The 22,835-nt window shown below is 60.4% G+C and carries 18 protein-coding genes and 2 pseudogenes; 10 read left to right on the top strand and 10 right to left on the bottom strand.

Translation table 11 applies throughout. From position 1 onward, the window contains the following. Positions 1-168 precede the first annotated feature (168 nt). Positions 169-1,647 carry an ATP-binding protein gene (locus AB4O41_RS05055; protein WP_460146542.1) on the top strand — a complete coding sequence of 493 codons (1,479 nt, stop codon included), beginning with the start codon at positions 169-171 and terminating at the stop codon, positions 1,645-1,647. Here the strand turns inward: AB4O41_RS05055 and AB4O41_RS05050 are convergent. Beyond that, on the bottom strand, positions 1,612-4,416 hold the full coding sequence (locus AB4O41_RS05050) for an ATP-binding protein (protein WP_460146541.1): 2,805 nt from the start codon (positions 4,414-4,416) through the stop codon (positions 1,612-1,614). The two genes, AB4O41_RS05055 and AB4O41_RS05050, sit on opposite strands and share 36 nt — an antisense overlap. Positions 4,417-4,748: 332 nt before the next feature. Between AB4O41_RS05050 and AB4O41_RS05045 the strand changes: the two genes are divergently transcribed. Both AB4O41_RS05045 and AB4O41_RS05040 read left to right on the top strand, forming a co-directional pair. Continuing rightward, positions 4,749-5,324, top strand: coding sequence for a flavodoxin family protein (locus AB4O41_RS05045; protein WP_460146540.1), 576 nt, complete (start codon positions 4,749-4,751; stop codon positions 5,322-5,324). A gap of 34 nt (positions 5,325-5,358) precedes the next feature. Continuing rightward, a complete protein-coding gene (locus AB4O41_RS05040) occupies positions 5,359-6,183 on the top strand; it encodes an alpha/beta fold hydrolase (protein WP_460146539.1) in 825 nt (274 codons plus the stop codon). A gap of 33 nt (positions 6,184-6,216) precedes the next feature. Here AB4O41_RS05040 and AB4O41_RS05035 read toward each other — a convergent pair. Next, a pseudogene (locus AB4O41_RS05035) lies at positions 6,217-6,680 on the bottom strand (helix-turn-helix domain-containing protein). A gap of 224 nt (positions 6,681-6,904) precedes the next feature. On the opposite strand from AB4O41_RS05035, the gene AB4O41_RS05030 reads away from it, so the two are divergent. The 5 genes and pseudogenes from AB4O41_RS05030 (at position 6,905) to ycaC (ending at position 11,643) form a co-directional block, all read left to right on the top strand. After that, the gene (locus AB4O41_RS05030; protein WP_460146538.1) at positions 6,905-7,828 is read left to right on the top strand and encodes a LysR family transcriptional regulator; all 924 of its coding nucleotides are present in this window, start codon (positions 6,905-6,907) and stop codon (positions 7,826-7,828) included. Between the two features lie 273 nt (positions 7,829-8,101). Continuing rightward, positions 8,102-8,518 (top strand): DoxX family protein, encoded by a 417-nt coding sequence (locus tag AB4O41_RS05025; RefSeq protein WP_460146537.1) that lies wholly within the window; start codon positions 8,102-8,104, stop codon positions 8,516-8,518. Beyond that, a complete protein-coding gene (locus AB4O41_RS05020) occupies positions 8,511-9,101 on the top strand; it encodes an antibiotic biosynthesis monooxygenase (protein WP_460146536.1) in 591 nt (196 codons plus the stop codon). Before AB4O41_RS05025 ends, AB4O41_RS05020 begins: the two co-directional genes overlap by 8 nt. Positions 9,102-9,110: 9 nt before the next feature. Further along, a pseudogene (locus tag AB4O41_RS05015) lies at positions 9,111-10,948 on the top strand (amidohydrolase). Positions 10,949-11,016: 68 nt separating this feature from the next. Next, a complete protein-coding gene (gene ycaC / locus AB4O41_RS05010; RefSeq protein ID WP_460146535.1) occupies positions 11,017-11,643 on the top strand; it encodes an isochorismate family cysteine hydrolase YcaC in 627 nt (208 codons plus the stop codon). Positions 11,644-11,772: 129 nt separating this feature from the next. Here the strand turns inward: ycaC and AB4O41_RS05005 are convergent, their stop codons facing one another. Continuing rightward, positions 11,773-12,744 (bottom strand): IS110 family RNA-guided transposase, encoded by a 972-nt coding sequence (locus AB4O41_RS05005; RefSeq protein ID WP_460144197.1) that lies wholly within the window; start codon positions 12,742-12,744, stop codon positions 11,773-11,775. Between the two features lie 344 nt (positions 12,745-13,088). Here AB4O41_RS05005 and AB4O41_RS05000 point away from each other — a divergent pair, with 344 nt between their 5' ends. Together AB4O41_RS05000 and AB4O41_RS04995 are read left to right on the top strand one after the other, a co-directional pair. Further along, entirely contained in the window at positions 13,089-13,973 is an 885-nt protein-coding gene (locus AB4O41_RS05000) for a LysR family transcriptional regulator (protein WP_460146534.1), read from the top strand. 114 nt (positions 13,974-14,087) lie between these two features. Next, positions 14,088-14,894 (top strand): class I SAM-dependent methyltransferase, encoded by an 807-nt coding sequence (locus AB4O41_RS04995; protein ID WP_460146533.1) that lies wholly within the window; start codon positions 14,088-14,090, stop codon positions 14,892-14,894. Between the two features lie 180 nt (positions 14,895-15,074). On the opposite strand, the gene AB4O41_RS04990 is transcribed toward AB4O41_RS04995, so the two are convergent. The 7 genes from AB4O41_RS04990 to AB4O41_RS04960 all read right to left on the bottom strand — a co-directional run bounded on the left by AB4O41_RS04990 (position 15,075) and on the right by AB4O41_RS04960 (position 22,825). Then, on the bottom strand, positions 15,075-15,764 hold the full coding sequence (locus AB4O41_RS04990) for an N-acetyltransferase (protein WP_460146532.1): 690 nt from the start codon (positions 15,762-15,764) through the stop codon (positions 15,075-15,077). A 57-nt stretch (positions 15,765-15,821) separates the two neighbouring features. After that, positions 15,822-16,634, bottom strand: coding sequence for a carbohydrate deacetylase (locus tag AB4O41_RS04985; RefSeq protein ID WP_460146531.1), 813 nt, complete (start codon positions 16,632-16,634; stop codon positions 15,822-15,824). Beyond that, positions 16,606-17,820, bottom strand: coding sequence for a GNAT family N-acetyltransferase (locus AB4O41_RS04980; protein ID WP_460146530.1), 1,215 nt, complete (start codon positions 17,818-17,820; stop codon positions 16,606-16,608). The genes AB4O41_RS04985 and AB4O41_RS04980 overlap by 29 nt, the downstream gene beginning before the upstream one ends. Before the next feature lie 4 nt (positions 17,821-17,824). Further along, positions 17,825-18,514: an N-acetyltransferase family protein gene (locus AB4O41_RS04975; RefSeq protein WP_460148285.1), complete on the bottom strand. Its 690-nt coding sequence runs from the start codon at positions 18,512-18,514 to the stop codon at positions 17,825-17,827. Positions 18,515-18,606: 92 nt separating this feature from the next. Further along, on the bottom strand, positions 18,607-20,526 hold the full coding sequence (locus AB4O41_RS04970; protein WP_460146529.1) for a hypothetical protein: 1,920 nt from the start codon (positions 20,524-20,526) through the stop codon (positions 18,607-18,609). Beyond that, complete coding sequence (locus AB4O41_RS04965; protein ID WP_460146528.1) at positions 20,523-21,827, bottom strand: lipopolysaccharide biosynthesis protein; 1,305 nt, start codon at positions 21,825-21,827, stop codon at positions 20,523-20,525. The genes AB4O41_RS04970 and AB4O41_RS04965 overlap by 4 nt, the downstream gene beginning before the upstream one ends. Then, on the bottom strand, positions 21,824-22,825 hold the full coding sequence (locus AB4O41_RS04960) for a polysaccharide deacetylase family protein (RefSeq protein ID WP_460146527.1): 1,002 nt from the start codon (positions 22,823-22,825) through the stop codon (positions 21,824-21,826). The genes AB4O41_RS04965 and AB4O41_RS04960 overlap by 4 nt, the downstream gene beginning before the upstream one ends. Positions 22,826-22,835 lie beyond the last annotated feature (10 nt).

Here is a 22,835-nt window from a genome sequence, read left to right as displayed (position 1 = left end):
ACGCGCACCGTGATGGCCGTGACGCTCCTCCCGTGGCCGTGGTACCGACACCCATGCCTGCGAAGATACCCGTGAACTCTTTGCCATGGAGGTGCGGGAGCCTGGATGGACTCGTGCGAGGGATTTTGCGGTACCTTGCCGGGCCAGGTTTTCAGCGCGTGAACGTGCATGAACAGCCTCAGAAAAATAAACAGCGATGCGGTGCTGCGGTTCGGGCCCTATGCGTTTCACCTGCATCAGCGATTGATCCTGGAGGGTGATCGGCCGTTGCGTATGGGCGGGCGAGCCCTGGACATCTTGCAGGTGCTGGTCGAACGCGCCGGTTCAGTGGTGAGCAAGGATGCCCTGATTGCCCGTGTCTGGCCGACCTCGGTGGTTGAGGAAATTAACCTGCGCGTGCACATCGCCGCCCTGCGCCGGGCACTTGGCGATGGCCAGAACGGGCAGCGTTACATCGTCAATATTCCCCAGCGCGGCTACAGTTTCATCGCCCCGGTACAATGCGACGGGGCAGGCACGCCGGTGCCGGTCGAGTCTGTGCACAAGCCTCAGCACAACCTGCCCGCGCGGCTCACACCGGTGACCGGTCGCGACTCGATCGTCGGCAGTGTGGTCCGGCAATTGCCGGTTCGACGTCTCATGACCCTGATTGGTCCTGCAGGCATTGGCAAAACTACCGTGGCGCTGCGCGTGGCCGAGTTGCTGTTGCAGCACTATCAGGACGGTGTCTGGAGGGTTGATCTGGCGGCCATCGATGACCCGGCGCAACTCGTCGAGCATCTGTCGCGCACGCTGGAACTGGACGTCGGCGTGGCGGCGCTGGTGCAACGACATACCTTGGTGGTGCTCGACAATTGCGATCACCTGCTCGAATGCTGTCGGGCAGTGGTGGACAATCTGCTGGCCTCGGCGCCACGGTTGTCGATCCTGGCCACCAGTCGCGAACCACTGCAAGCGGCGGGGGAAACGCTGCTGCGTTTACCGGCCCTGGCGGTGCCGCCGGCCTGCGCGATATACAACGTGGCCGAGGCTATGGGTTATTCGGCGGTGCAGCTGTTGGTCAGCCGCGCTCGAGCCCGTCAGCAAGGGTTTGCCCTGCGCCAGCAGGATCTTGAGGCGGTGCGCGAAATCTGTCGGCGCCTGGATGGCCTGCCCTTGGCCATTGAACTGGCGGCGACGCAAATCGATGCGTTGGCGCTGGTGGGGGTGCAAGCGCAACTCGACAACTGTTTGCAGTTGTTGACTCAAGGCCGGCGCACCGCTCTGCCACGGCATCAGAGTCTGAAAGCGGCCTTGGACTGGAGCTATGAACAGCTGTGCCCGATGGAGCAAACCGTATTGCAGCGGCTGGCGGTGTTCAAAGTGGCGTTTACGCTGGAGTCGGCGATTGGCGTGATCAGTTGCGCGGTGCTGCGGCCCACCTGCCTGGCCGAAATCATAGAACGGCTGGCGAGCAAATCACTGCTGTCGGTGGAGCAGGGCAGCGGCGTGACCCATTACCGTTTCCTCAACACCACGCGCACCTACGCCTTGGAGACACTCGATCACAGTGGCTACTTGCGAGCCTATGAACTGCGTTATGAGCGCTTCATCAGCCGGACACGCTGGACATCAGCCGGGCAGGTGTCTCTGCAGCTCGTCGAGTAGCCGACGGACTTTCATCAAGTCCGGAGTGGCAAAGCCTTCGGTGAAACGCTGGTAAATCGGCGCCAGCAACTCATGGGCTTGCCGGAAGTGACCCTGACGCTGCCACAGCTGGGCCAGTGACGTGGCGCTGCGCAGTTCCCAGGCCAGCGCTCCCTGGGTCTTTGCTATGGCTAACGCCTTGAGCAGCATTGCCTCGGCCGCACTGACCCGGGTCGGGCAATCCTCGGTCAGCAACGCGTCGGCCCGGGCTCGCAGAATTTCCGCGGCGCTCCAGCCCGCCGCGCCGTTTTCGGCCCGTTCCAGCAACGCGTCATCGATGAAACGGCTGTCCAGCGTGACCATGATTTCCTTGATTAACCCGGTGTTCGCTTGCGGTGACGCGGGCGCATCTGCCCCCTCGATTACCTGCGCGTAATGTCTGGCCCACGTGTGGAACAGCAACACCGAGTATTTCTTCGCCTGTTCAAGCAGCAGGTTCAGAAGCTCGCGGGCGACCGGGGTGTCGCCGTTGTAGTGAGCAATCAGGCAACCGGCCAGCGCCAGGGTGTAGCAGATGGACGTGCCATGATTGATCTGCATCGCGATGTCGAGCGCTTGCCGCGCGGTGCGCCAGGCTTTTTCCGGGTGCCCTTGTAACCAGAGAATGCGCGCCAGAATCGTCAGGGCTGCGACGCTCTGATCGTAATGCACGCCAAAGCAATAGCTGAAGCGGTTGAGGTGACCGTTCTGGGCCAGGCATTGAATGACCTGTTCGACATTTTCCCGCGCCAAGGCCTGATCCCCGGCAAAGTGCAGGGCCAGCACCCGCAAGCGTTGGGTGCTCAGGGACAACACCGCATTGCCCTGCAGCCCCAACCGCTCGAATTGTCGACTCTGCTCCAGGGCCAGTTGGTAGTGGCCGCCACTAAGATCAACCGCCAAGTGCCCGGAAATCGCTTTGAGCTGACCGGCCACATCGTTGCAATGTTCGGCCAGGTGTTTGGCACTGACGAATGCTTCGACAGCTTGCGCGCTACTGCCCAACGTGTGGTAGCACGAACTGCCAAGGGCAAGCTTGAGGGTCATGGTCAAACGCGGGCAGGGCTGTTGCGTTGCTTCGAGCAACGCCAGGGCTTTGCGCACGTACACGCCGTGTTCCTTGAGCAACGACAGTTCCTGCCAGAGCGGTGCCGAAGTCGCGGCGAGGCGGATAGCCAAGGCCTGGGGGCCTTGAGCGTTCAAGCCCCACTCGAGCGCCGCGCGAATATCTTCCAGGTTGCGGGCGTAACGCTCGGTCCAGCGATCGCTCGAGATCTGCTCCCAGTCGTTCTGGGCTTGCTGCATCAAGGCCAGGCAGCGCTCAGCGTGGCGCTCGCGGGTGTCCGACAGTTCCTGGGCCTGGGCGAGTTTTTCCAATGCATAGTCACGCGTGGTGTCGAGCAGGCGGTAGAACACCTCTTCGTCGCCGACTTCCACGTTCAGCAATGACTTGGCGACCAATTGGGTGATCGAGGCGAACACCACGCCGGGGTCGATATGATCACCGACGATCACGGCGGCCGCCGACTCCAGGGTGAAGGCGCCCCGGAACATACCCAGTCGACGCAGGCAGATTTGCTCGCAGGCATTGAGCAGTTCGAAGCTCCAGTCCAGCGTCGCGCGTAGCGTCTGATGGCGGCCCAAGGTTGTTTGGCAGTCTTGGGTGAGCAGGCGAAAGCTGCCTTGCAGTTGCGACAGCAACCCACTCAATCCCAGACTGCCCACTTGCGCTGCCGCCAGTTCGATGGCCAACGGGATGCCGTCCAGACGCCGGCAGATTTCAATCGCCAACGGCAATTCGTCTTCGCTCAGTTCAAAGCTGTCGTGGCTGGCCATTGCCCGTTCGACAAATAACTGCAGCGCCGAAAACGTCAGGGCCTGAGCGCGATCGAGGACGGCAATGGGTGGCGGACAGTTCAAGGATTCCAGGCGCTGTACGAACTCGCCTTCGGCCCGCAGGCTCTCGCGGCTGGTGGCCAGAATATGCACTTGGGGCGCCGCGCGCAGGATGTTTTCACTGAGCAACGCAATGGCATCGATCAAGTGTTCGCAGTTGTCGATGACCAGCAGCATCTGCCGTTCGCGCAGGAACGTGGCGAGACCGTTCATGGGTTCGGCGTCGTGCAAGGACAAATCCAGCAGCGTTGCCAAGTGTGTAGTGATCATCAAAGGGTCGTTGATCGGTGCCAGGTCCAGCAGACGAATCCCGTCTCGGTAGCGGCCGATCAATTGCTCGGCGACGCGCAACGCCACGGTCGTTTTGCCGATTCCTCCGGGGCCCACGAGGGTGATGAAACGCTGCCGCGCCAGTTGCGTCACCAAGCTGTCGACCAGAGCCTGACGACCGATCATTCGGGTCCGACGGATTGGCAGGTTATGCCGGCTCGGTCCATTTTCTTCGCTTTTCGGGCTTTGCTCGACGTGCTCCACAGAGAACGGCGCGACAAAACTGTACCCGCGCTGGGCAACGGTGACGATGTAGCGCTGGCCGGCCTGACCGTCACCGAGGGCTTTGCGCAGCGCCGCCATGTGCACCCGCAGGTTGATGTCTTCCACCACGCTTTTGGGCCAGACCCGAGCGATCAGTTGCTGCTTGCTCACCACATGCCCGGCGTGTTCCAGCAGGATCAACAGAATGTCCATGGCGCGCCGACCCAGACGCAAGGGCTGGTCGGCCTCCATCACCAGGCGTTGTCCGGGGTAAATCCGGTAAGGGCCGAAACGGATAGCCTGTTCGGGGGAAAGGGTCAACGGGTCACTCCTGCTTGCATCCGTCTATCACGCGGTATCCGGGCATATTCCTCAGGTTTTTTCGGCAGCGCAACGCAGCGTCGAGCACCTGTCGGCAGGTGCACAGCGGCTGATGCATTCCCCTTAATGCTCATCGCCTCGTATTTATTGGGCGCGGCGCTGGCGCAGGGGCAACCGAGTCTGTGGGAGCACTGATGAAAATTAACAACGTTTAACTCGTCCTGTGTCCGGTCTACGCACAAAAATCCAATTCTTCAAATAAAACCGAAGGCACACTCTTTCCTGCAACAAAGCGTACCGCAAAAAGGATGAACACTTCTGGAGGAGCCGGAATGAGCAACGTAGTGGTGGTCTATCACAGTGGCTACGGGCACACCCGCGTCATGGCCGAAGCCGTGGGGCAGGGTGTGGAACGGCATCTGGGCAGCACCTGTTGGCTGATTCCGGTCGAGGAAGTGGATGAGCACTGGGAACGTTTGCACCGTGCTGATGCAATTATCTTTGGCGCCCCGACTTACATGGGCAGTGCCTCGGCGGCTTTCAAAGGTTTCATGGACGCTACCGCGTCGTTTTACCTGGCCCAACCCTGGCGCGACAAACTCGCAGCCGGGTTCACCAATTCCGGTTGCCTGTGCGGCGACAAGCTCAACACCTTATTACAAATGACAGTGTTCGCCGCCCAGCACTCGATGATCTGGGTCGGCCTCGACCTGCTGCCGGCGCGCAGCAGCATTGGCCTGTTCGATGGGCAGTTGAATCGGCTCGGCAGTTCGCTGGGAGCCATGGCCCAATCGAACGTCGAACAGTCCCCCGACCTTGCACCGCCGCCCGAAGACCGCCGCACCGCCGCGCATCTGGGTGAGCGGGTGGCTCGCCTGGCCGAACGAATGGCCCGCACCGCTTATTAACCGACGCAAAATCCATGCATGAGGAGACATCACCATGAGTACCTTTACTACCCGAGACGGCACCGAGATTTACTACAAGGATTGGGGCACCGGTCAGCCGATCGTCTTCAGCCACGGTTGGCCGTTGAATGCCGACAGCTGGGAATCGCAGATGATCTTCCTGGCCTCCAAAGGCTACCGCGTCATTGCCCATGATCGCCGTGGTCACGGTCGTTCGAGCCAGCCATGGTTCGGCAACGAGATGGACACTTACGCCGATGACCTGGCGCAGCTGATCGAGCATCTGGATCTGCAAAACGCCGTGCTGTTCGGCTTCTCCACCGGCGGTGGCGAAGTGGCGCGCTACATCGGTCGCCACGGCACCAGTCGGGTGGCCAAGGCCGGGTTGATTTCCTCGGTGCCACCGTTGATGCTCAAGACCGAGGCCAATCCCGGCGGCCTGCCGCTGGAAGTGTTCGACGGTATTCGTCAGGCGTCCCTGGTCGACCGTTCGCAGCTGTACAAGGATCTGGCCAGCGGTCCGTTCTTTGGCTTCAATCGCCCAGGGGCCAAGCCGTCCCAAGGCATGATCGACTGGTTCTGGCTGCAGGGCATGATGTCCGGCCACAAGAATGCCTATGACTGCATCAAGGCGTTCTCCGAAACCGACTTCACCGAAGACCTGAAGAAGTTCGATGTGCCGACCCTGGTGGTGCATGGCGACGACGATCAGGTCGTGCCGATCGAAGCCGCCGGCATCGCCGCGGCGAACCTGGTCAAGGGCTCCACATTGAAAGTCTACCCGGGAGCACCTCATGGCCTGACCGACACCCACAAGGATCAACTCAACGAAGATCTGCTGGCGTTCATCAAGGGCTGATCAGGATCAAAAGATCGCAGCCTTCGCCAGCGCCTACACGGTGATGTGAACCCCTGTAGGAGCTGGCGCAGCCTGCGATCGTTTGATTGTGAGAGAGGGAAGAGAACGCACGGCCCGACACCGCCAGACAAACGGTGAAACGCCTTCGCTGCGGGTGAAGATATGGGAAAAATGCGCCTGATCGCAGAAGCCGCATTCCAGGCTGATTTGCGTCAGGGTCAGGTCGGTGTTCTGGATCAACTGCTTGGCCAGGATGATGCGTTGCCGGCGAATCCAGTCTTGCGGCGAGAGGCCGGTGCTGCACTTGAACGCACGGGAAAAATGGCTGCGTGACAGGGCGCAGGCCCGTGCCAGTTCGGTCACTTCCAGAGTTTCACCGAGGTGATCGAGAATCAACTGCCTGGCCAGATCTTCACGCCAGGGGCTGAGCCCGCCAGTGGGTTTTTTCGCGTTTCAGTGGAGGACGCGCTGATCGCGTTTTGCTGAAAGTGAGCCATGGCCAATGTCCGTGTCGGAGGGCGCGCGCGGGTGCGCTGCACGGTAAGTCAGCACGTTCCCTCGAAAAAAAAGGTCTGCGCAGAGGGTTTCATTCTTGGTCGCGGGCGCTTTGGCTTGCGAGTTAAACGTTGTTAATTCCTCGATCGGCGCGGGCAGTCTCGAGTACAGTCAACCACACTCGTCAACCCTCGTGCCTGGCCGAAAACACAATGGGATTGTGCTTATGAACCGTAACGATCTGCGCCGCGTCGACATGAACCTGCTGGTGATTTTCGAAGCCTTGATGTTCGAAAAAAACCTGACTCGGGTTGCCGAAAAACTCTTCATGGGCCAACCCGCGGTGAGCGCTGCGTTGGGGCGGCTGCGTGATTTGTTCGACGATCCGTTGTTGCTGCGTAACGGTCGCGGGATGGAGCCGACAGCACGGGCGCTGGCGATTCTCAAGGAGCTGCAACCGGCGATGGACACCATCTCGGGGGCAGTCAGCCGTGCCAAGGAATTCGACCCGACGACCAGCTGCGATGTGTTTCGCATCGGGCTGTCGGACGATGCCGAGTTCGGTCTGTTCCCACCGTTGCTCCGGCAACTGCAAGAAGAGGCACCGGGGATCGTGGTCGTGGTGCGCCGCGCCAATTACCTGCTGATGCCGGCATTGCTGGCCTCCGGCGAAATCTCGGTGGGCGTCAGCTACACCACCGACCTGCCGGCCAACGCCAAACGCAAGAAGCTGCGCGACATCCCGTGCAAAGTACTGCGCGGCGACAACCGGCCAGAACCGCTGACCCTGGACGATTACTGCACGAGGCCTCATGCGATGGTGTCGTTTTCCGGTGACCTGAGCGGCAACATCGATGTGGATTTGGCCAAGGTCGGGCGCACACGACGCGTTGTTCTTGGGGTGCCGCAATTCAGTGGGTTACGCGCGTTGCTCGCCGGCACAGAGATGATCGCCACTGTCCCCGATTACGCAGCCTGCGCGTTGGTTGAAGGCTGTGCCTTGCGCGCCGAAGATCCACCGTTTCCCATCGATGCTGCGCAGTTGTCCATGGCGTGGAGCGGGGTGCACGACAACGATCCTGCGGAGCGCTGGTTGCGCTCGCGGATCAGTCAGTTCATGTCTGAGGCCCTGCAAATACCGGCCCCATAGGTGCTGCCGCAGGCTGCGATCTTTTTATCCTGACAGCCGACCCGATTTTGCGGATATACCCGATCCCCTGTGGGAGCGAGCCTGCTCGCGATGACGGAGTGTCAGACAACATCATTGTTGACTGGAAGACCGCCATCGCGAGCAGGCTCGCTCCCACAGGGCTTTGTGTCGTTCGGGCGTTCGGTGTGTCGGAGCAAAGAGAGCACGTACATTCAATTTTTCCCTACCCCGCAGCGGCACTATTAAGGCCAATGATCGATCAAGGGTAGGGCCATGAACGCTTCGCAATGGAATGAACAGGCTCAAGATATCGGGCTGCTGTTTCTGCGGGTCAGCGGTGCTTTATTTCTATTGGTCGTGCACGGCTTGCCCAAGCTGCTGGACTTCAGTGCGCAGCTGCAACTGATCGAAGACCCTTTCCACCTCGGTGCCCACCTCACCCTGAGCCTGGCGATCTTCGCCGAAGTGCTGTGCCCGCTGCTGATCATCGTCGGAGCGCTGGTGCGTTTGGCGTGCTTGCCTATTCTGTTTGTGCTGCTGGTGGCGTTGTTGATCGTGCATCCGCAATGGAGCGTGGCCGAAGGGCAGTTCGGCTGGCTGCTGTTGATCCTCTTCACCAGCCTCTTCATTGCCGGGCCTGGCCGGCTGGCGCTCAATGTTCGATTCACCGGAGCCTTCCGTTATGCCTGATTCCAATCGATTCGAAGAAGTCGTGACCCTGATCGTCAAGCACCGGGTCAAGGCCGGTTTTGAAGTCCCTTACGAGGCCTGGCTGCGCAACATCGTCAATGTGGCCGGGCAGAGCGAAGGACACTTGGGCGTGGATGTGATTCGCGGCAAGAACGGTGGGCTGGACATGTTCACCTGCGTGCTGCGTTTTTGCTCGACCGAGGCCATGCAGCGCTGGCTCGATTCGCCGCAACGTCAGGCGTTGATCGATGAAGCCGCGCCGATGCTGGCCGACGGGGACCAGACCGAGGTCAACCCGGTCAATGAGTTCTGGTTCTCACCGCTGACTGAGACCGGTTCGCCACCGCCGCGCTGGAAGCAAGCCGTGGTGACGTTGCTGGTGATCCTGCCGCACACCTTGCTGGTGCCGCTGCTCTGGGGGCCGCTGCTGCAGCTCAATGCCTTCCTGTCCAGCTACGTGGTCGCCACGTTTCTGATCACCCTGACCATTGTGCTGTCGGTGGTGTACGTCTTTATGCCGCTGGCCACGCGCCTGTTCGCGCCGTGGCTGGAAGCCGGCCGGTCCCATTCCACACAGCCTTAAGGAAACGCGATGAACGCCGATCTGATTCTGTTCAATGGCCAGTTCCATACCGTTGACCGTGAAAAACCCCTCGCCAGCGCCGTGGCGATCAGCGACGGCCGCTTCGTCGCAGTCGGCACCGATGCCGAGGCCATGGCCCTGCGCGGTTCGGGCACGCAGGTCATCGACCTCAAGGGCCGTTGCGTCATCCCCGGCCTCAACGACTCGCACTTGCACCTGATCCGTGGCGGCTTGAACTACAACCTCGAACTGCGCTGGGAAGGTGTGCCGTCCCTGGCCGATGCCTTGCGCATGCTCAAGGATCAGGCCGACCGCACGCCGACGCCGCAATGGGTGCGGGTGGTGGGTGGCTGGAACGAATTTCAGTTTGCCGAAAAACGCATGCCGACCCTGGAAGAACTCAACCAGGCCGCACCCGATACGCCGGTGTTCGTGCTGCATTTGTACGACCGCGCCTTGCTCAACCGCGCCGCATTGCGCGTCGCCGGCTACACCCGCAATACGCCGAACCCACCGGGCGGTGAGATTGTGCGCGATGCCAACGGTGAGCCGACCGGCATGCTGGTCGCGCGGCCGAACGCGATGATTCTGTACTCGACCCTGGCCAAGGGGCCGAAGTTGCCGCTGGAGTATCAGGTCAACTCGACCCGCCAGTTCATGCGCGAACTCAACCGCCTCGGCCTGACCAGCGCTATCGACGCCGGCGGTGGTTTCCAGAATTACCCGGACGACTATGCGGTGATCGAGCAGTTGGCCAAGGACCAGCAACTGACCATCCGCATCGCCTACAACCTGTTCACCCAGAAGCCCAAGGAAGAACTGACCGATTTCAAGAACTGGACTGGCAGCGTCAAGCTGCATCAGGGCGACGACTTCCTGCGGCACAACGGCGCCGGGGAAATGCTGGTGTTCTCGGCGGCGGATTTCGAAGACTTCCTCGAGCCGCGTCCGGACTTGCCGCAAACCATGGAAGACGAGCTGGAACCGGTGGTCCGCCACCTCGTCGAGCAGCGCTGGCCATTCCGTTTGCACGCGACCTACAACGAATCCATCAGCCGCATGCTCGACGTGTTCGAGAAGGTCAACCGCGACATTCCCTTCAATGGTTTGCCATGGTTCTTCGACCACGCCGAAACCATCACCCCGCAGAACATCGGGCGGGTGAGAGCGCTGGGCGGTGGCATCGCCATTCAGGATCGCATGGCGTTCCAAGGCGAGTATTTTACCGAGCGTTATGGCGCCAAGGCCGCCGAAAACACGCCACCGATCAAGCGCATGCTGGCCGAGGGTGTACCGGTCGGCGCCGGCACCGATGCGACTCGAGTGTCCAGCTACAATCCATGGACCTCGTTGTACTGGATGGTCAGCGGTCGCACCGTCGGTGGCCTGGCGCTGCACAGCGAAGGCCTGCCCCGGCAGACCGCGCTGGAACTGTTTACCCATGGCAGTGCCTGGTTTTCGTCGGAACAGGGCAAGAAAGGCCAGATCAAGGTCGGTCAACTGGCTGACGTGGCGGCATTGAGCGCGGACTTTTTCAGTGTCGAGGAAGAAGCCATCAAATGGATCGAATCGGTGCTGACCGTGGTCGGCGGCAAAGTGGTGTATGCCGCCAGCGACTTCGAAAAACTGGGCCCCCCAGTGTACCGGTGCTGCCGGACTGGTCACCGGTGGTCAAGGTGCCGGGTCACTGGCGTCCGGCTTCGCCGATGCAGGCGCAGGTTCACCAGTGCAGCGGGCCGTGTGCGGTGCATTCCCACAGCCATGAACGGGCGCGTTTGTCGAACGCGCCGGTCAGCGATTTCCAGGGGTTCTGGGGCGCGTTTGGCTGCTCGTGTTTTGCCTTCTAGTCATTTAAAAAAGCGCCGACCTGGTGTGTCGGCGCCCTGAGCAACGTCAATCCTGCGAGGAGTTTCACATGAGCAACGTTCCTTACAAACGTCTGAACAAAGATGATGCAGTTGTATTGTTGGTCGATCACCAGACCGGCCTGATTTCGTTGGTGCAGGATTTCTCGCCCAACGAATTCAAGAACAACGTGTTGGCCTTGGGCGACGTGGCCAAGTTTTTCAACCTGCCGACAATTCTGACCACCAGCTTCGACAGCGGCCCGAATGGCCCGATCGTGCCGGAGCTCAAAGAGCAGTTTCCGGACGCGCCGTTCATTCCGCGTCCAGGTCAGATCAACGCTTGGGACAACGAAGATTTCGTCAAAGCCGTCAAGGCTACTGGCCGTAAGCAGCTAATTATCGCCGGCGTGGTGACTGATGTGTGTGTGACATTCCCGACCCTGTCGGCGCTGGCTGAAGGCTTTGAAGTGTTCGTGGTGACCGACGCTTCCGGCACCTTCAACACCACCGTGCAACAAGCCTCCTGGGCGCGCATGTCGGCCGCCGGTGCGCAGCTGTTGAACTGGTTCTCTGTCGCCTGCGAGTTACAAGGCGACTGGCGCAACGACATGGAAGGCCTGGCCAACCTGCTGTCGCAGCGCATCCCGAACTACCGCAACCTGATCAACAGCTACACGAAGTTCACTGCGAAGTAAGAGGAACGGCTGCCGGTTTCGGTCGGCAGCTTTAAAAGATCGCAGCCTGCGGCAACTCCTACGGGGATTTTTGAGTGCATCTGATCATTTAGGGGTGTACACGCAACCCCGTAGATACCGTCTTAAACCTCACCGAGCAAGCGCAAGTTTCGGGTCATAAGGCTGGCCCGATTTGAGCACGCCATAAACGAAGTGCAGCAGCTTGCGCATCGCGGCACAAATGATCTGCTTGGGGGCCTTGCCGTTGGCCTTCAAGCGATCCTTCATGGCCATGATCGCCTTGTTGTGCTGCAGCGCCACCAGGCCGGGCATGTAAAGGCCTGCCCGCACGCGCGCTGAGCCGATTTTTGAGATCACAGTACGGCCTTTGAGCAGTCCCGAATCCTGCAGCTTGGGGTTCAACCCAGCAGCAGCAACCAGCTTGCGAGGATCGTCATATTTACGCAGGTCGCCCAGCTCGGCCAGCAGCCGCTCAAGCGTTTTCTGCCCGATACCGTCGATGGTCACGATCAAGTCGCGCATTTGACGCATATCCGGGTCGTCATCGATGTGTTTTTTGATCGCTTTGTGCGTTTCAGCGATCTCTTTTTCGATATGGTGCAGCACGGAGTTAATTGAGGCTTTGACCTTTTCGTCAGATACCCCCAGACGATTGAGCTCCATTTGCTGCATTTCCTGAAGGTCATCCAGGCGGCGAACCAAGGCTTTCAACTGGCGATACTTCAGAGGCTCCGGCGCCCATGGCTGAAGCTTTTCATCCTTTTCCCGGGCGAAGTCCGCGATCAGCTTGGCGTCGCTTTTATCGGTTTTGATCCGGCGTAACTCACTGCCGGCGTAGGCATGGGTCGTGGCCGGATTCACCACGCAAACCCGGTAACCCTTGTTGTAGACGAACTCGGCGAGCGCCAGGTGATAGACACTGGTGGCCTCCATCACGATCAGTGCCGAAGGTTCGACCTGCTTGTGCAGCCAGGCTTCAAACTCTTTGAATCCTTTGGCGTCGTTCGCCAGTTTGGCTTTGGTTTTATGCTTGCCATTCGGCAGGTGTGTAGCGATATCAAAGGTGTTTTTAGCGACATCGACGCCGACGAAACTGGACATGTCTTCTCCCAATCAGATCAGTTGCGATCATCACTACACTCTGTCCAACCTTGTGAATGCGGGCTCTCGCCAGAGACGGGCCCAAGATACCGTTCGAACTGTACGAGTGAGTGTGGAGGGTTGGAGCACGATCTACGTCACAGGCAAAAAGCCTAAGGAGCTGCACGGCTTCCAGGTCCCTCCCTCGATGATCAGTCGAGAACTATCGCTCCTGATGGAGCAATAGTCGAGATACAAGGAGCTGCCGCAGGCTGCGATCTTTTGATCTTTTGATCTTTTGATTTGGGGAGCCGGGAACCTTAAAAACGGCTATAAAGCGCTTGACCGTCAACCAGAGCGCGACAATGAACCCGTTCGAGGATATGCGTATTTTTTGCCAGGTCATGGACTCTGGCAGCTTCACTGCGGCAGCCGATCAATTAGGGTTGTCCAAGCAGTTCGTCAGCCGCCGCCTGATGCAACTGGAAGAGCGCCTCGGCGTGCGCCTGCTCAACCGTTCGACCCGGCGGTTGGACGTCACGCCGCTGGGGCAGAGTTATTACGAATCGGCCCTGCGCCTGCTCAGCGAAGTCGAGCAAGTGGAGCAGGGCATCGCCGGCCAGACCACTGAACCTCGTGGCACCATTCGCTTGAGCGCGCCGCTGTCATTTGCGGTCGCCCATTTGGGCAGTCTGCTGCCGGTATTTTTACAGCGTTATCGCGAGGTCACCGTGGAGGTCGACCTGAGCGATCGGCCAGTGGACTTGCTCGGCGAGGGCTACGATCTGGCATTGCGCATCGGCGTGCTGGAAGACTCGACATTGATCGCCCGACGCCTCGCCTCCATCGAGCGGGTGTACTGCGCGAGCCCGGCCTATCTGGCCGAGCGCGGCACGCCGCTCAAACCCGAGGATTTGCATACCCATGATTGCCTGCCTTATGGCCACGGTCGTCAGGTGCAATGGCGTTTCGAGGGGCGGGGCAAGCCGCTGAACGTCAACGTCACTGGGCGGATGCGGGTCAATAATGGTGAGTTGCTCAAGGACGCGGCCATCGCCGGCATGGGAATCACCTACCTGCCGACCTTCATCGTCGGTTCGGCCCTGGAGGACGGCCGACTCGTGCCGGTGCTGGATGATTTGCGCCCCGGGCCGCTGACCTTGTCGGCCGTCTACCCGCAACATCGCCAGAGTTCGCGACCGGTGCAGGTGTTGATCGAGTTCTTGCGTGAGCGGTTGAATCAACGCTAAGAGGGTTCGCCCCACAGCTGATTACAAGATCGCAACAAAGCTCGGATGGCGATTTTCCTGACGCTGATCCAGACTCTTGCCGGCCAATAAAAGGCCCGAATTCTGGAGCGTGCAATGGAAATGCCGACAAAAGAAAAAGCCATCGCCAGCAATCGCGATGCGTGGAATGACTCCGCCCAACACCACAAAGATACCCCTGAGTGGCAGGCCTGTTTGAGTGCCGTGAGCCATGGCGATTTTTCCTGTCTGGATGACACCCTCACCGGGTTGCTCCAACAGGTCGGCGTCGATGGCAAGGAGGTGGTGCAACTGGGCTGCAACAACGGACGCGAAAGCCTTTCGCTGTTTGCCTTGGGGGCCCGCCGTATCGTGGGTATTGACCAGTCGGAGGCCTTTCTCGATCAGGCCCGGGAGCTGGCATCCCGTTCACCCCATGAGCCCGAATTTATCGAGGCTGATATCCATCACTTGCCGACTGATCTTCACCAGTGCTTCGACGTGGCACTGATTACCATCGGTGTATTGAACTGGATGCCGGACATCGCCGAGTTCTTGCGCCATGCCGCGCAAACCCTCAAGCCCGGCGGCAGCCTGGTGGTATACGAAACCCACCCGTTCCTGGAGATGTTCGACCCCGAGTCAGCCGATCCCTATCGCCCCGACAGCTCGTATTTTCGCAGCGAACCTTTCGTCCAGAACCAGCCGATCGTCTACGAAGGCAAAGTCGAACAACAGGCCTCAGCGTCCTATTGGTTCGTCCACACCCTGGGCGCCATCTTCACCGGTGCCGTTGAGGCGGGATTGCAGATCAGCCACTTCAAGGAATACCCGCATTCCAACCGCGAAGAACTCTACGATCGGTATCAGCAGCAAAAGGCGCAGTTGCCGTTGTGTTACACGTTGGTGGCGGTGAAGCGCTGAGTGTCAGACCTGAGGAATGAGTTGCACTGACTGACGCCATCGCGGGCAAGCCCGCTCCCACATTGATCGCTGTCGTTCACAAATCCTTTGATCAAAGCAGATACCTGTGGGAGCGGGCTTGCCCGCGATGGCGGCGATACGGTCCACAGTCAAGCAACAACCATCGCTCCCACTGGCCAATCACGCCTGCGCCGCAGTCGTCGTCGGCTGCGCGGGTTTGCGCAGTTCAGTCAGCCGCGAGCCGCTGTAATAGGTTTCGCGGAAGAAGCGAAAGCGGCCGAACAGGTCGTAGATGTGGGTGATGCGCCCTTGCTCCTGGTAGTCCATGCGCAGGTGCATTTTCATGGCCTGGATGTTGCGGACATCGCAGACGTCCATGACCTTGTTGCAGCCTTGGTCCCGCATCGCCCCCCAGATATTGTACTGGGCATCCACCGACAGGCTGGAGCCGAAATAGAGAGGGATCATTTCACCGCCGAACTGGAAAAACTCACCGGGTTTGACCCGGAACCAGCAGCCGTAATAGTGCTGGTCAAAGTAGTCACTGAGGCTGCCCCAGATGAATCCGATCGCATCACCTGCCTCGTCCACATACATGTGCCCGGTGTGACCTTCGGAGGCGATTTGGGCCATGGCCTTGACACGGTTACCGTAATATTTGGTGAAAGCGATCGCGTTCTCCTGGGTAATCGTCACCCGCTTTAAACCCGTATAGGGCCGCAGTTTGTGCGGCGCCACCGGGGTGACCAGATCGCGCCCCAGCCACAACAGTTCTCGGTGGAAGTACACATAGCGCTTCCAGAGCGTCTGGAGCGTGTGGAGCAGGCCTTTTTGTTTGATTCGTTCGCGAAGCTTGGCGATGGCGCTCATGAGGTCCTCCGAGGCTGAAGCCAGGGTTGGGTGGGTAACGTTTTCAATGGCGATAATTCAAGGTTGCAACGGGTCCAGCTCAATCGAGTACTGCGGCTCTTCGTTGAATGTCGTTGACACATCGGCATAGGAAACTCTCGGAACGCCCGCAAGACGTTGCTCCAGGATGTGAGCCAGAGACTCTCCGGGGTTTAGATACATATCGCCAAAATCGGCGCCGATGTGCGTTGGATGGACAACGATTTCCAGCAGGCCGTCGATCGGCATTATCACGTTGCGCAGGTCTGCCGGGGTGCATACATACTGCGCAGTCGATCCGGCCAGATGGTTCAATCGATGATTGAGTAACGTCTTGAACAGCCGCTTGGGCACACTCAGGTTATTTCCCAGATGACGCGCCAGTCGCACGGGCACCCCTTGGTAGGCGGCGAAACGCGCGACGATTTCACCGATGGGCCAGATGTTGTGCACGTGCTGATGAGAGTCGATGTGGCTTGGGCGCAGGCCGTTATCCAGGCAGCGTTGCCATTGGGCTTCGAGTTCCTCCAGCACTGCATTGCGATCGTGGCGGTTCAGCCAGAGGCTGTGGCGAGGCAGGCTGAGGTCGAACAGGCCCTGGCTGTCACAGAACGTCGAACGCGCGAGAATTGACGGGCTTAACGGTCGGCCGTGGGTGAGGTTGAAGTGCAAGCCGATTCGCCCCTTGAGCAATGGCTGTCGGGCCATGACGCAGGCCTCCTCGAACGCCGGCATGTTGGCCATGGCGGTGGCGGAGCTGATGACCCCGGCCTGGAAGGCGCCGAGAATCACGGCGTTGTCGCTTGAGCTGAGGCCGAAATCGTCAGCGTTGACTATGACTTGGCGAGGCATGTTTGCCCTCCATGGTTTTTTCAGTGGACGCAGGACCTTGGTCGGCTTGCGTAGGAGTGGGGGCAGCAACAGCCAGCATCGCGGCACGCCAGTCCCGCCATTTTTTCAACCAGGGCTTGAGCTGGTGCCAGAGTCGCATGGTCAGCCCCAGGGCGAGACCGCTGGGGCGCCAGGAGTAGAAGCTCCAGCGCCAATGCTCAAGTTGCCCGGTCATGCGCTCCTGAAGTTGATGGCTGGAATTCATCAGGCTGACCCGAGAGGCGTCGATCCAGTGCCAGTTGTCATCCAGGCCCCAGCGAATCCACTCCTCGAGCAAAACACGACCGCTGCCCAGATCGGCGTACTTTGGCAGGAACGCCAGGTTGTAGTCGTACAGCCGGCCCTGTTCCAGCAATCCGAGCCGGTAGCTGATGCAGCGTCCGTCCAGCTCCAGCATGACTACCCGCAGCAGTCCTTGTTCGGCGAGGGCGGTGAAGGCCAGGTTGATCCAATGTCGGCTACGATCGCTGGTGAAAATCCCGACGCCTTCGACACCTTTCCAGCTCTGCGCTTCGACATCGCTGAGGGCCTGCAATAAAGGCCCGATGGTGGCCGCGTCAGGGGTTACGCGTCGGACTTGGGCACCATAGGCCAACATGCGTTTACGCGCCCGGCGCAGTTTGTAGCGCGGGTCGCCGGAGACTTCCTGTTGGTCGGCCTCGCTGATCAAATGCACCGGCACCCGGCAACTGAGGCGGCGCTCGCCGGTCGAGCTGTGGGCCATCCATGCGGTCAGCGCGCTTTCTTCGCCGATGGGTTCGGACAATTCATTGAGTTGCAGCATCGCATGGGGCACGCGACGGCGGATGATCACCAGTGCCTTGCGCATGCTGTCGGCATCAAGGCAGGTGAGCAGGGCCAAGCGATCGGTGAGGGGATAACCGAGGTGACGCAGGACCCGAAATGGCAGCTTTCCAAAGCGCTCCACGGACGCCACCAGCGGTAGGCACAAGGCCAATTCATCACCTTGCCAGCCCAGCAGAACGTGCAAGCATTCCCCGACGGTCAGTGCCTGTTCCGACGCGCACAGCCAGGCCAGGGTGTTGAACGGCGTGTGATCGGGCACGCGCAGGCGCAACCCCTCATAAGCAGCTGCCGGAAAGTCCGGGACGCACAACGACGTGCGCCATTCGAATCGTGCGACCATAACTTCAGGCCACCGCCTCAGGAACAGGTGAACGGGACGGTTTACGTAGCGCATCCAGGCGTGAGTCGCTGTAACGGGTCTCACGAAAGAAGCGCCAGCGACCGAATAGTCGATAGACGTGCTGGATGCGTCCTTGCTCTTGATAGCCCATGCGAATGTGCAGTTTCAGTGCCGGTATATTGTGGGCGTCGCAGACATCCACGACCGTGTTGCAGCCTTGGGCCTGCATGGCTTTCCAGAGTCGCAGTTGCAGATCCACCGAGAGCGTGGTGCCCCAATAGGCGCGAGCCAGTTCGCCGCCGAACTCGAAGAATTCGCCTTTCTTGACCGGGAACTTGCAGCCGTAGAAATGCCGGTCGTGATACTCCCGGGTGCTGCCCCAGATGAAGGCCACCGCGTCGCCTTTGCCATCCAGATACATGTGCCCGGTGTAACCCTCGGTGGCCAGTTCCTCCATGATATTGACCCGGTCGCCAAAGTGACGGGCAAAGGCTGCAGTGTTGTGCACCGTGATGGTCTTCACTTGCAGTGGTGGGCAAGGCTTGAGCTGGTGGGGCGGCACCGGGCTGACCAGGTCACGCTTCATCCACAAAAGCGCCCAGTGAGCAAACACGTAGCGCCGCCACACGATCCTGATCGTTGCACGCAGGCCTTTTCGTTTGATGTGTTGGCGAAGTTTCCCTAAGGCATTCATATCATTGCCTCCTGACAGGGACCGGTCGCGGATGGCGTCCTGCAGCGCGCGGTCGAGCGCGGCGCGGTCGTGGTGATGCAAGTTGACAGCGTTCATGAGGCGCTCCAGCTCAAGGCGAACAAGGTTTCGCCCGGCAGGTCGAAGCTGACGCGACCGTCGTGACAGTTGAATTGAGCGCTACGACTGCGGCTATCGGCACCGAAGTATTCCAGCGTGCCCTTGGCCAGCGGGCACGTCGCCCCGGCCAGATCGACACGCTGCAAGCGCACTCCCTTGTTGACCCCCAGTAAACTTCTCTGGTGTTCGGTGGCCATGGCCAGCACATCGACTTCGAAGGCGTCGTTGTCCAGGCGCATGACGTTTTTCAGCCAGTGCTGCTGGATGAATTGCTGGGCCAGACCCACCGGTTTGAGTTCGAAACGATCGCCGTCCAGCACCCGTACCATGCCTTTGGGGTAAGTCGGTTCGTCGGCGGCCTGGAACCAGTTGAGCATGTCCAGCAACCCGTCCTGGGCCGAGTTGACGACCACCGAAGTCCACCACAGGGAAGCAAAATGGGTTTCCTGATCGTAGGGACTCAGGCTTGAGCCGCTGGACAAGTTGGTCTGATCCAGCAGCAAGGCTTTGCGTGGCCGGCCCTTGGCATCGAGGCCTACCAGCTCGGCGGCACGGCGCACGCTGTCGCGGTAGACCCGAGTTGCCAGCAGGTCGCGAATCATCCATTCGTGCCAGGCGAGGGCGTCGATCTGCTCGCCGGATTCGGCCAGCAGGCGCCGCGCCCACTCGATACCGCGCTTGTCGGCGGCATTGTCGGCGAACGGGCCGTTGACGAAGCGCGAAGTGGCGGGCATGGCGATGCGCACACCGGCCTTGGCGTTGGCCGGATCGCTGCGCACTTGCCGGGCCATGCTGTTGAAGATCGCCTGGTAGTCGGCGTAGCTCGGGTAATTGAGGTTCGGCTCGTCGGCGAACGCGATGTAGTGCGTACCGTTGCCGCCGAGGGTGCGAGTGGCGGCGAGCCAGGCGTCGAGGCCAGCGTTGCTTTGGGTGTCGGCGCGCAAATCGGCCTGACGCTGGCTGCCGGCCAACAGCGTGAGGTCCTGCGTGATGCCGAAGCGGTTCTGATAGAGCTGGCGGAACGCATCTTCGTGGTGCGGATTTTGCGCGGTGACATCAACAAAACTGTAATAGGTGCCCGCTTGAGGCTTGAGGGCGTCGAGCGCTGCGAAACTGGATTGAGGGGGCAACACGTAGGGCAAGTAAATGCCCAGGTTCGGGGTGGGGCCGATCAGCTCTTTGTGCAGAGTCAAGCGGGTCTGGCCATCGTCCTCGCGCAGCGGCTTGAGTTGCTGCGGGTTCTGGGCGAACAGGTTCGCTGTGCCATCGAGCCAGAACGCGACCTTGCCGCTGCCTTGCAGGCGCAGACGCCAGACCTGTTCCTCCTGAGTAACAGGCAGTTCAAGTTGATCGAACTGCCAATAGGCGCGATAGGGTTTCAGCGCCAGGGACAGCTGTTTGTTGTCGCCCACACGCTGGGCCTGCAGGGCGTTGATCCCACCGTGAAACTTGCCGGCCAATACGGCGTGTTCCCCCGGCGCGACCTTGAAATACAGCTCATCGCCGCCACGGGTTTCGGCGCTGAAATGCACCTTGGCCGGGGCGAACAACGCCACGGTGTGTTCGTCGTGTTCGATCGTATAGCGGCGGAAACTGTAGCCCGGAATTTCCAGTCGATAACTGGCGGCACTCGGCGCCAGCGGCCAGCTCTGCTTGCCTCGGGTTTCACTGGCGGCGATCAGGCGCTCGCCCTTGAGGTTGCCGTTGCCATCGAGCAGGTAAAGGTGTTCTTCGTTGGCATCGGCCTGCCAGGCAGGGACCCAACGAATAGTCAGCGTGTCGGGGCGATCCGTTTGCAGGTACAGGCTGCCGTCGCGAATATCAGCCCAGCGCATGGGCGCCGCCTGGGCGCTCAAACCGAGGCCCAGGCTCAACAGCAGCATCAGGCGTTTCATGCCGATTTCCGCTGCAGCATCTGCAGCATCGGGGCCACATCGCTGGGCAGGATGATCAGAGTTTGCCAGACCGGTACGCCGCTCAACCGGCAGTACATCACCAGCAGCGCGAGGGTTACCGCCAGGTAGGCGATGGACGATGCCGTCGCGGCGCCGACGATGCCGTAAATCGGGATCAGCAACAGATTCAGGGCCAGGTTCAGTAACGCGCCGAGGCCCATTAACAGCGAAATTGTGCCGGGGCGATTTTTGCCCAGCAAGTCCAGGCGCAGGATGCTCGCATAGCAAAGGCCGAGCAGCCCCGGCAGCAGCGCCAGCAACGCCGGGTAGGCCGGCTGATAGGCAATGCCGAACAGCGTGACGATCAGCCATTCACCGATCACCGCCATGGTCAGGCAGGCGCCGAGCATCACCGTGGCGGTCAGGCGCAGGGCCAACGGGGTCAGGCGATCCATGCCTTCATCCTGTTGCAGCAGGCGTTTCATCAGCGGCGTGGTCACCGCTTCCGGGACGATCAGCAGCAACTCGGCGGCGGCGCTGGCCATGGCGTAATGCCCCAACGCCGTGCTGCCGAGCAGGGCGCCGATGAATAGATAATCGGAGCGTAGAATCACTTGCTGGAACAGCAGGTCTGGATGGCTGCGGGCGCTGTAGCGCAGCAGTTCATTCTGGCTGGCGCTGTCCCATTGCAACGCCAGGGGCTGAGCGCGCCTGAGCCAGAACCAACCGGCCAGCACCACCAGGCTGATGCCGGCCAGCCAACTGATCAGCGCCGCTTCCAGTGCAGCGTCTTTCCACATCCAGAACAAGGCCAGGAACAGCAGCAGTGGCGCCAGTGACTCCACCAGCCGCAAGGCATTGAACGCGACCACACCGCCCGACGCATTGTGCAAGGTCAGCAGGCCGCTTTTGAGCACGGTCAGCGGCACCGCCAGCAGTAACAACCAAGCGAGCAATCCCAATTGTGTGGTGATGTCGAGTTCACTGCCGAATTCGCGCACCAGCGCCACCACCAGCAACGTCAGCAAACCCGCCAGCAGGCAACCGAACACCAACACCTGGCTCAGCAACAATCCCATGGGCTGTTGCTTGGCCGCCTGATACCCCACCGCTGAATTCAGCCCGCCGCTGGTGGCGGCACTGATCAGATCAGGCAGGGTACTGAGCAATGCAAACAGACCGCGCTCGCTGGGTCCCAGAATCCGCGCCAGCAATACATTGCGCAGCAGCCGCAGGCCGATCATCGCCAGTTTGGTGCCCATGCTCAGGGCCAGGTGTTTGAGGTAATGACTGCGACTCATGGCTTGGCTCCGCGGTAGATGCGCCAGGACAGCAGCTCCGGGTTGCGCGCCGTGCGTTGGCTGATGCCGATTCGCGGCAAGGCCAATGGATCGCTGATATCACGATAAATTCCGGGGACGGTGCCCAGGGCAAACGGAAAATCGTGGTCGGCCACGTGTTCGCGCACCCGCGCATCGTGGTCGCCATTGGGGTAGCAGTAGACGGGCAGTGGCCGGTTGCAACCGTTGAGCAGGGCATTGCGGCTGCGGCTCAGCTCTTCATCCAGACATTGATCGTCAAGGCCGGTGAAGATCGCATGGCTGGCGCCGTGGGGGCCGAAGCGGATCAACCCGCTGGCTTCCAGCGCGCGTACTTGATGCCAATCCAGCGCCTGGGGCAATGACTCTTCCGGGCAGTGATCGGTGAGCCGGTCCAGTTCACCCGGGGGCAGGGTTTTCAAGCTTTGCAGAAAATGCAAAAGCGCCAGGCTACGGCACTGCACATCCAGATCATCGAGCAGCACCGGCAGCGGTCGCCCAAGCTGTTGCAGGCACTCAATCAAATGCGTCCGGGCTTTTTCACCGTGGCTGCGCCACAGGGTTTCCCCCAGGCTTTCCCACCAGAAGCGTTGCCGGCTGCCAATGAAATCGGTGGAGAGAAAAATGCTCGCCGGCATCTGATACTTCTTCAGCAACGGGAAGGCATTCAGCGCGTTGTCGCGCCAGCCGTCGTCGAAGGTCAGCGCTATTTTTGGCCGCTCGGTTCTGATGGCGCCGGGTTGCAAGATTTCCATCAGCGGCACGCATTCGAAGTTTTTTTTCAACCAGGCGAGCAGATGTTCGAACGCCTTCGGCCCGACGCACAGCTCATTGCGATGAGGCAGGTCGGCGGCGCGGTCATTGGCCAGCACCCGGTGCAGCATCAGGATCACCCCGGCGCCATGCAATTGGCGACGGCCTACGGGCGAGTTGAGATAAAGCCAGCCACTGGTGCGTTTTAATAATTGTTTGATCGCCATGGCGCGGTCC

The organism is Pseudomonas sp. S2_A02, assembly GCF_054668495.1.
The sequence above is the reverse complement of the archived record's forward strand: the minus strand, read 5'-3'. Positions and strand labels throughout refer to the sequence as shown.

Excerpts from the sequence above, each read along its gene's own strand:
- AB4O41_RS05055 (WP_460146542.1), top strand. The coding sequence starts at position 169 with ATGAACAGCCTCAGAAAAATAAACAGCGATGCGGTGCTGCGGTTCGGG.
- AB4O41_RS05045 (WP_460146540.1), top strand. The coding sequence starts at position 4,749 with ATGAGCAACGTAGTGGTGGTCTATCACAGTGGCTACGGGCACACCCGC.
- AB4O41_RS05040 (WP_460146539.1), top strand. The coding sequence starts at position 5,359 with ATGAGTACCTTTACTACCCGAGACGGCACCGAGATTTACTACAAGGAT.
- AB4O41_RS05030 (WP_460146538.1), top strand. The coding sequence starts at position 6,905 with ATGAACCGTAACGATCTGCGCCGCGTCGACATGAACCTGCTGGTGATT.
- AB4O41_RS05025 (WP_460146537.1), top strand. The coding sequence starts at position 8,102 with ATGAACGCTTCGCAATGGAATGAACAGGCTCAAGATATCGGGCTGCTG.
- AB4O41_RS05020 (WP_460146536.1), top strand. The coding sequence starts at position 8,511 with ATGCCTGATTCCAATCGATTCGAAGAAGTCGTGACCCTGATCGTCAAG.
- ycaC (WP_460146535.1), top strand. The coding sequence starts at position 11,017 with ATGAGCAACGTTCCTTACAAACGTCTGAACAAAGATGATGCAGTTGTA.
- AB4O41_RS05005 (WP_460144197.1), bottom strand. The coding sequence starts at position 12,744 with ATGTCCAGTTTCGTCGGCGTCGATGTCGCTAAAAACACCTTTGATATC.
- AB4O41_RS05000 (WP_460146534.1), top strand. The coding sequence starts at position 13,089 with ATGAACCCGTTCGAGGATATGCGTATTTTTTGCCAGGTCATGGACTCT.
- AB4O41_RS04995 (WP_460146533.1), top strand. The coding sequence starts at position 14,088 with ATGGAAATGCCGACAAAAGAAAAAGCCATCGCCAGCAATCGCGATGCG.
- AB4O41_RS04990 (WP_460146532.1), bottom strand. The coding sequence starts at position 15,764 with ATGAGCGCCATCGCCAAGCTTCGCGAACGAATCAAACAAAAAGGCCTG.
- AB4O41_RS04985 (WP_460146531.1), bottom strand. The coding sequence starts at position 16,634 with ATGCCTCGCCAAGTCATAGTCAACGCTGACGATTTCGGCCTCAGCTCA.
- AB4O41_RS04980 (WP_460146530.1), bottom strand. The coding sequence starts at position 17,820 with ATGGTCGCACGATTCGAATGGCGCACGTCGTTGTGCGTCCCGGACTTT.
- AB4O41_RS04975 (WP_460148285.1), bottom strand. The coding sequence starts at position 18,514 with ATGAATGCCTTAGGGAAACTTCGCCAACACATCAAACGAAAAGGCCTG.
- AB4O41_RS04970 (WP_460146529.1), bottom strand. The coding sequence starts at position 20,526 with ATGAAACGCCTGATGCTGCTGTTGAGCCTGGGCCTCGGTTTGAGCGCC.
- AB4O41_RS04965 (WP_460146528.1), bottom strand. The coding sequence starts at position 21,827 with ATGAGTCGCAGTCATTACCTCAAACACCTGGCCCTGAGCATGGGCACC.
- AB4O41_RS04960 (WP_460146527.1), bottom strand. The coding sequence starts at position 22,825 with ATGGCGATCAAACAATTATTAAAACGCACCAGTGGCTGGCTTTATCTC.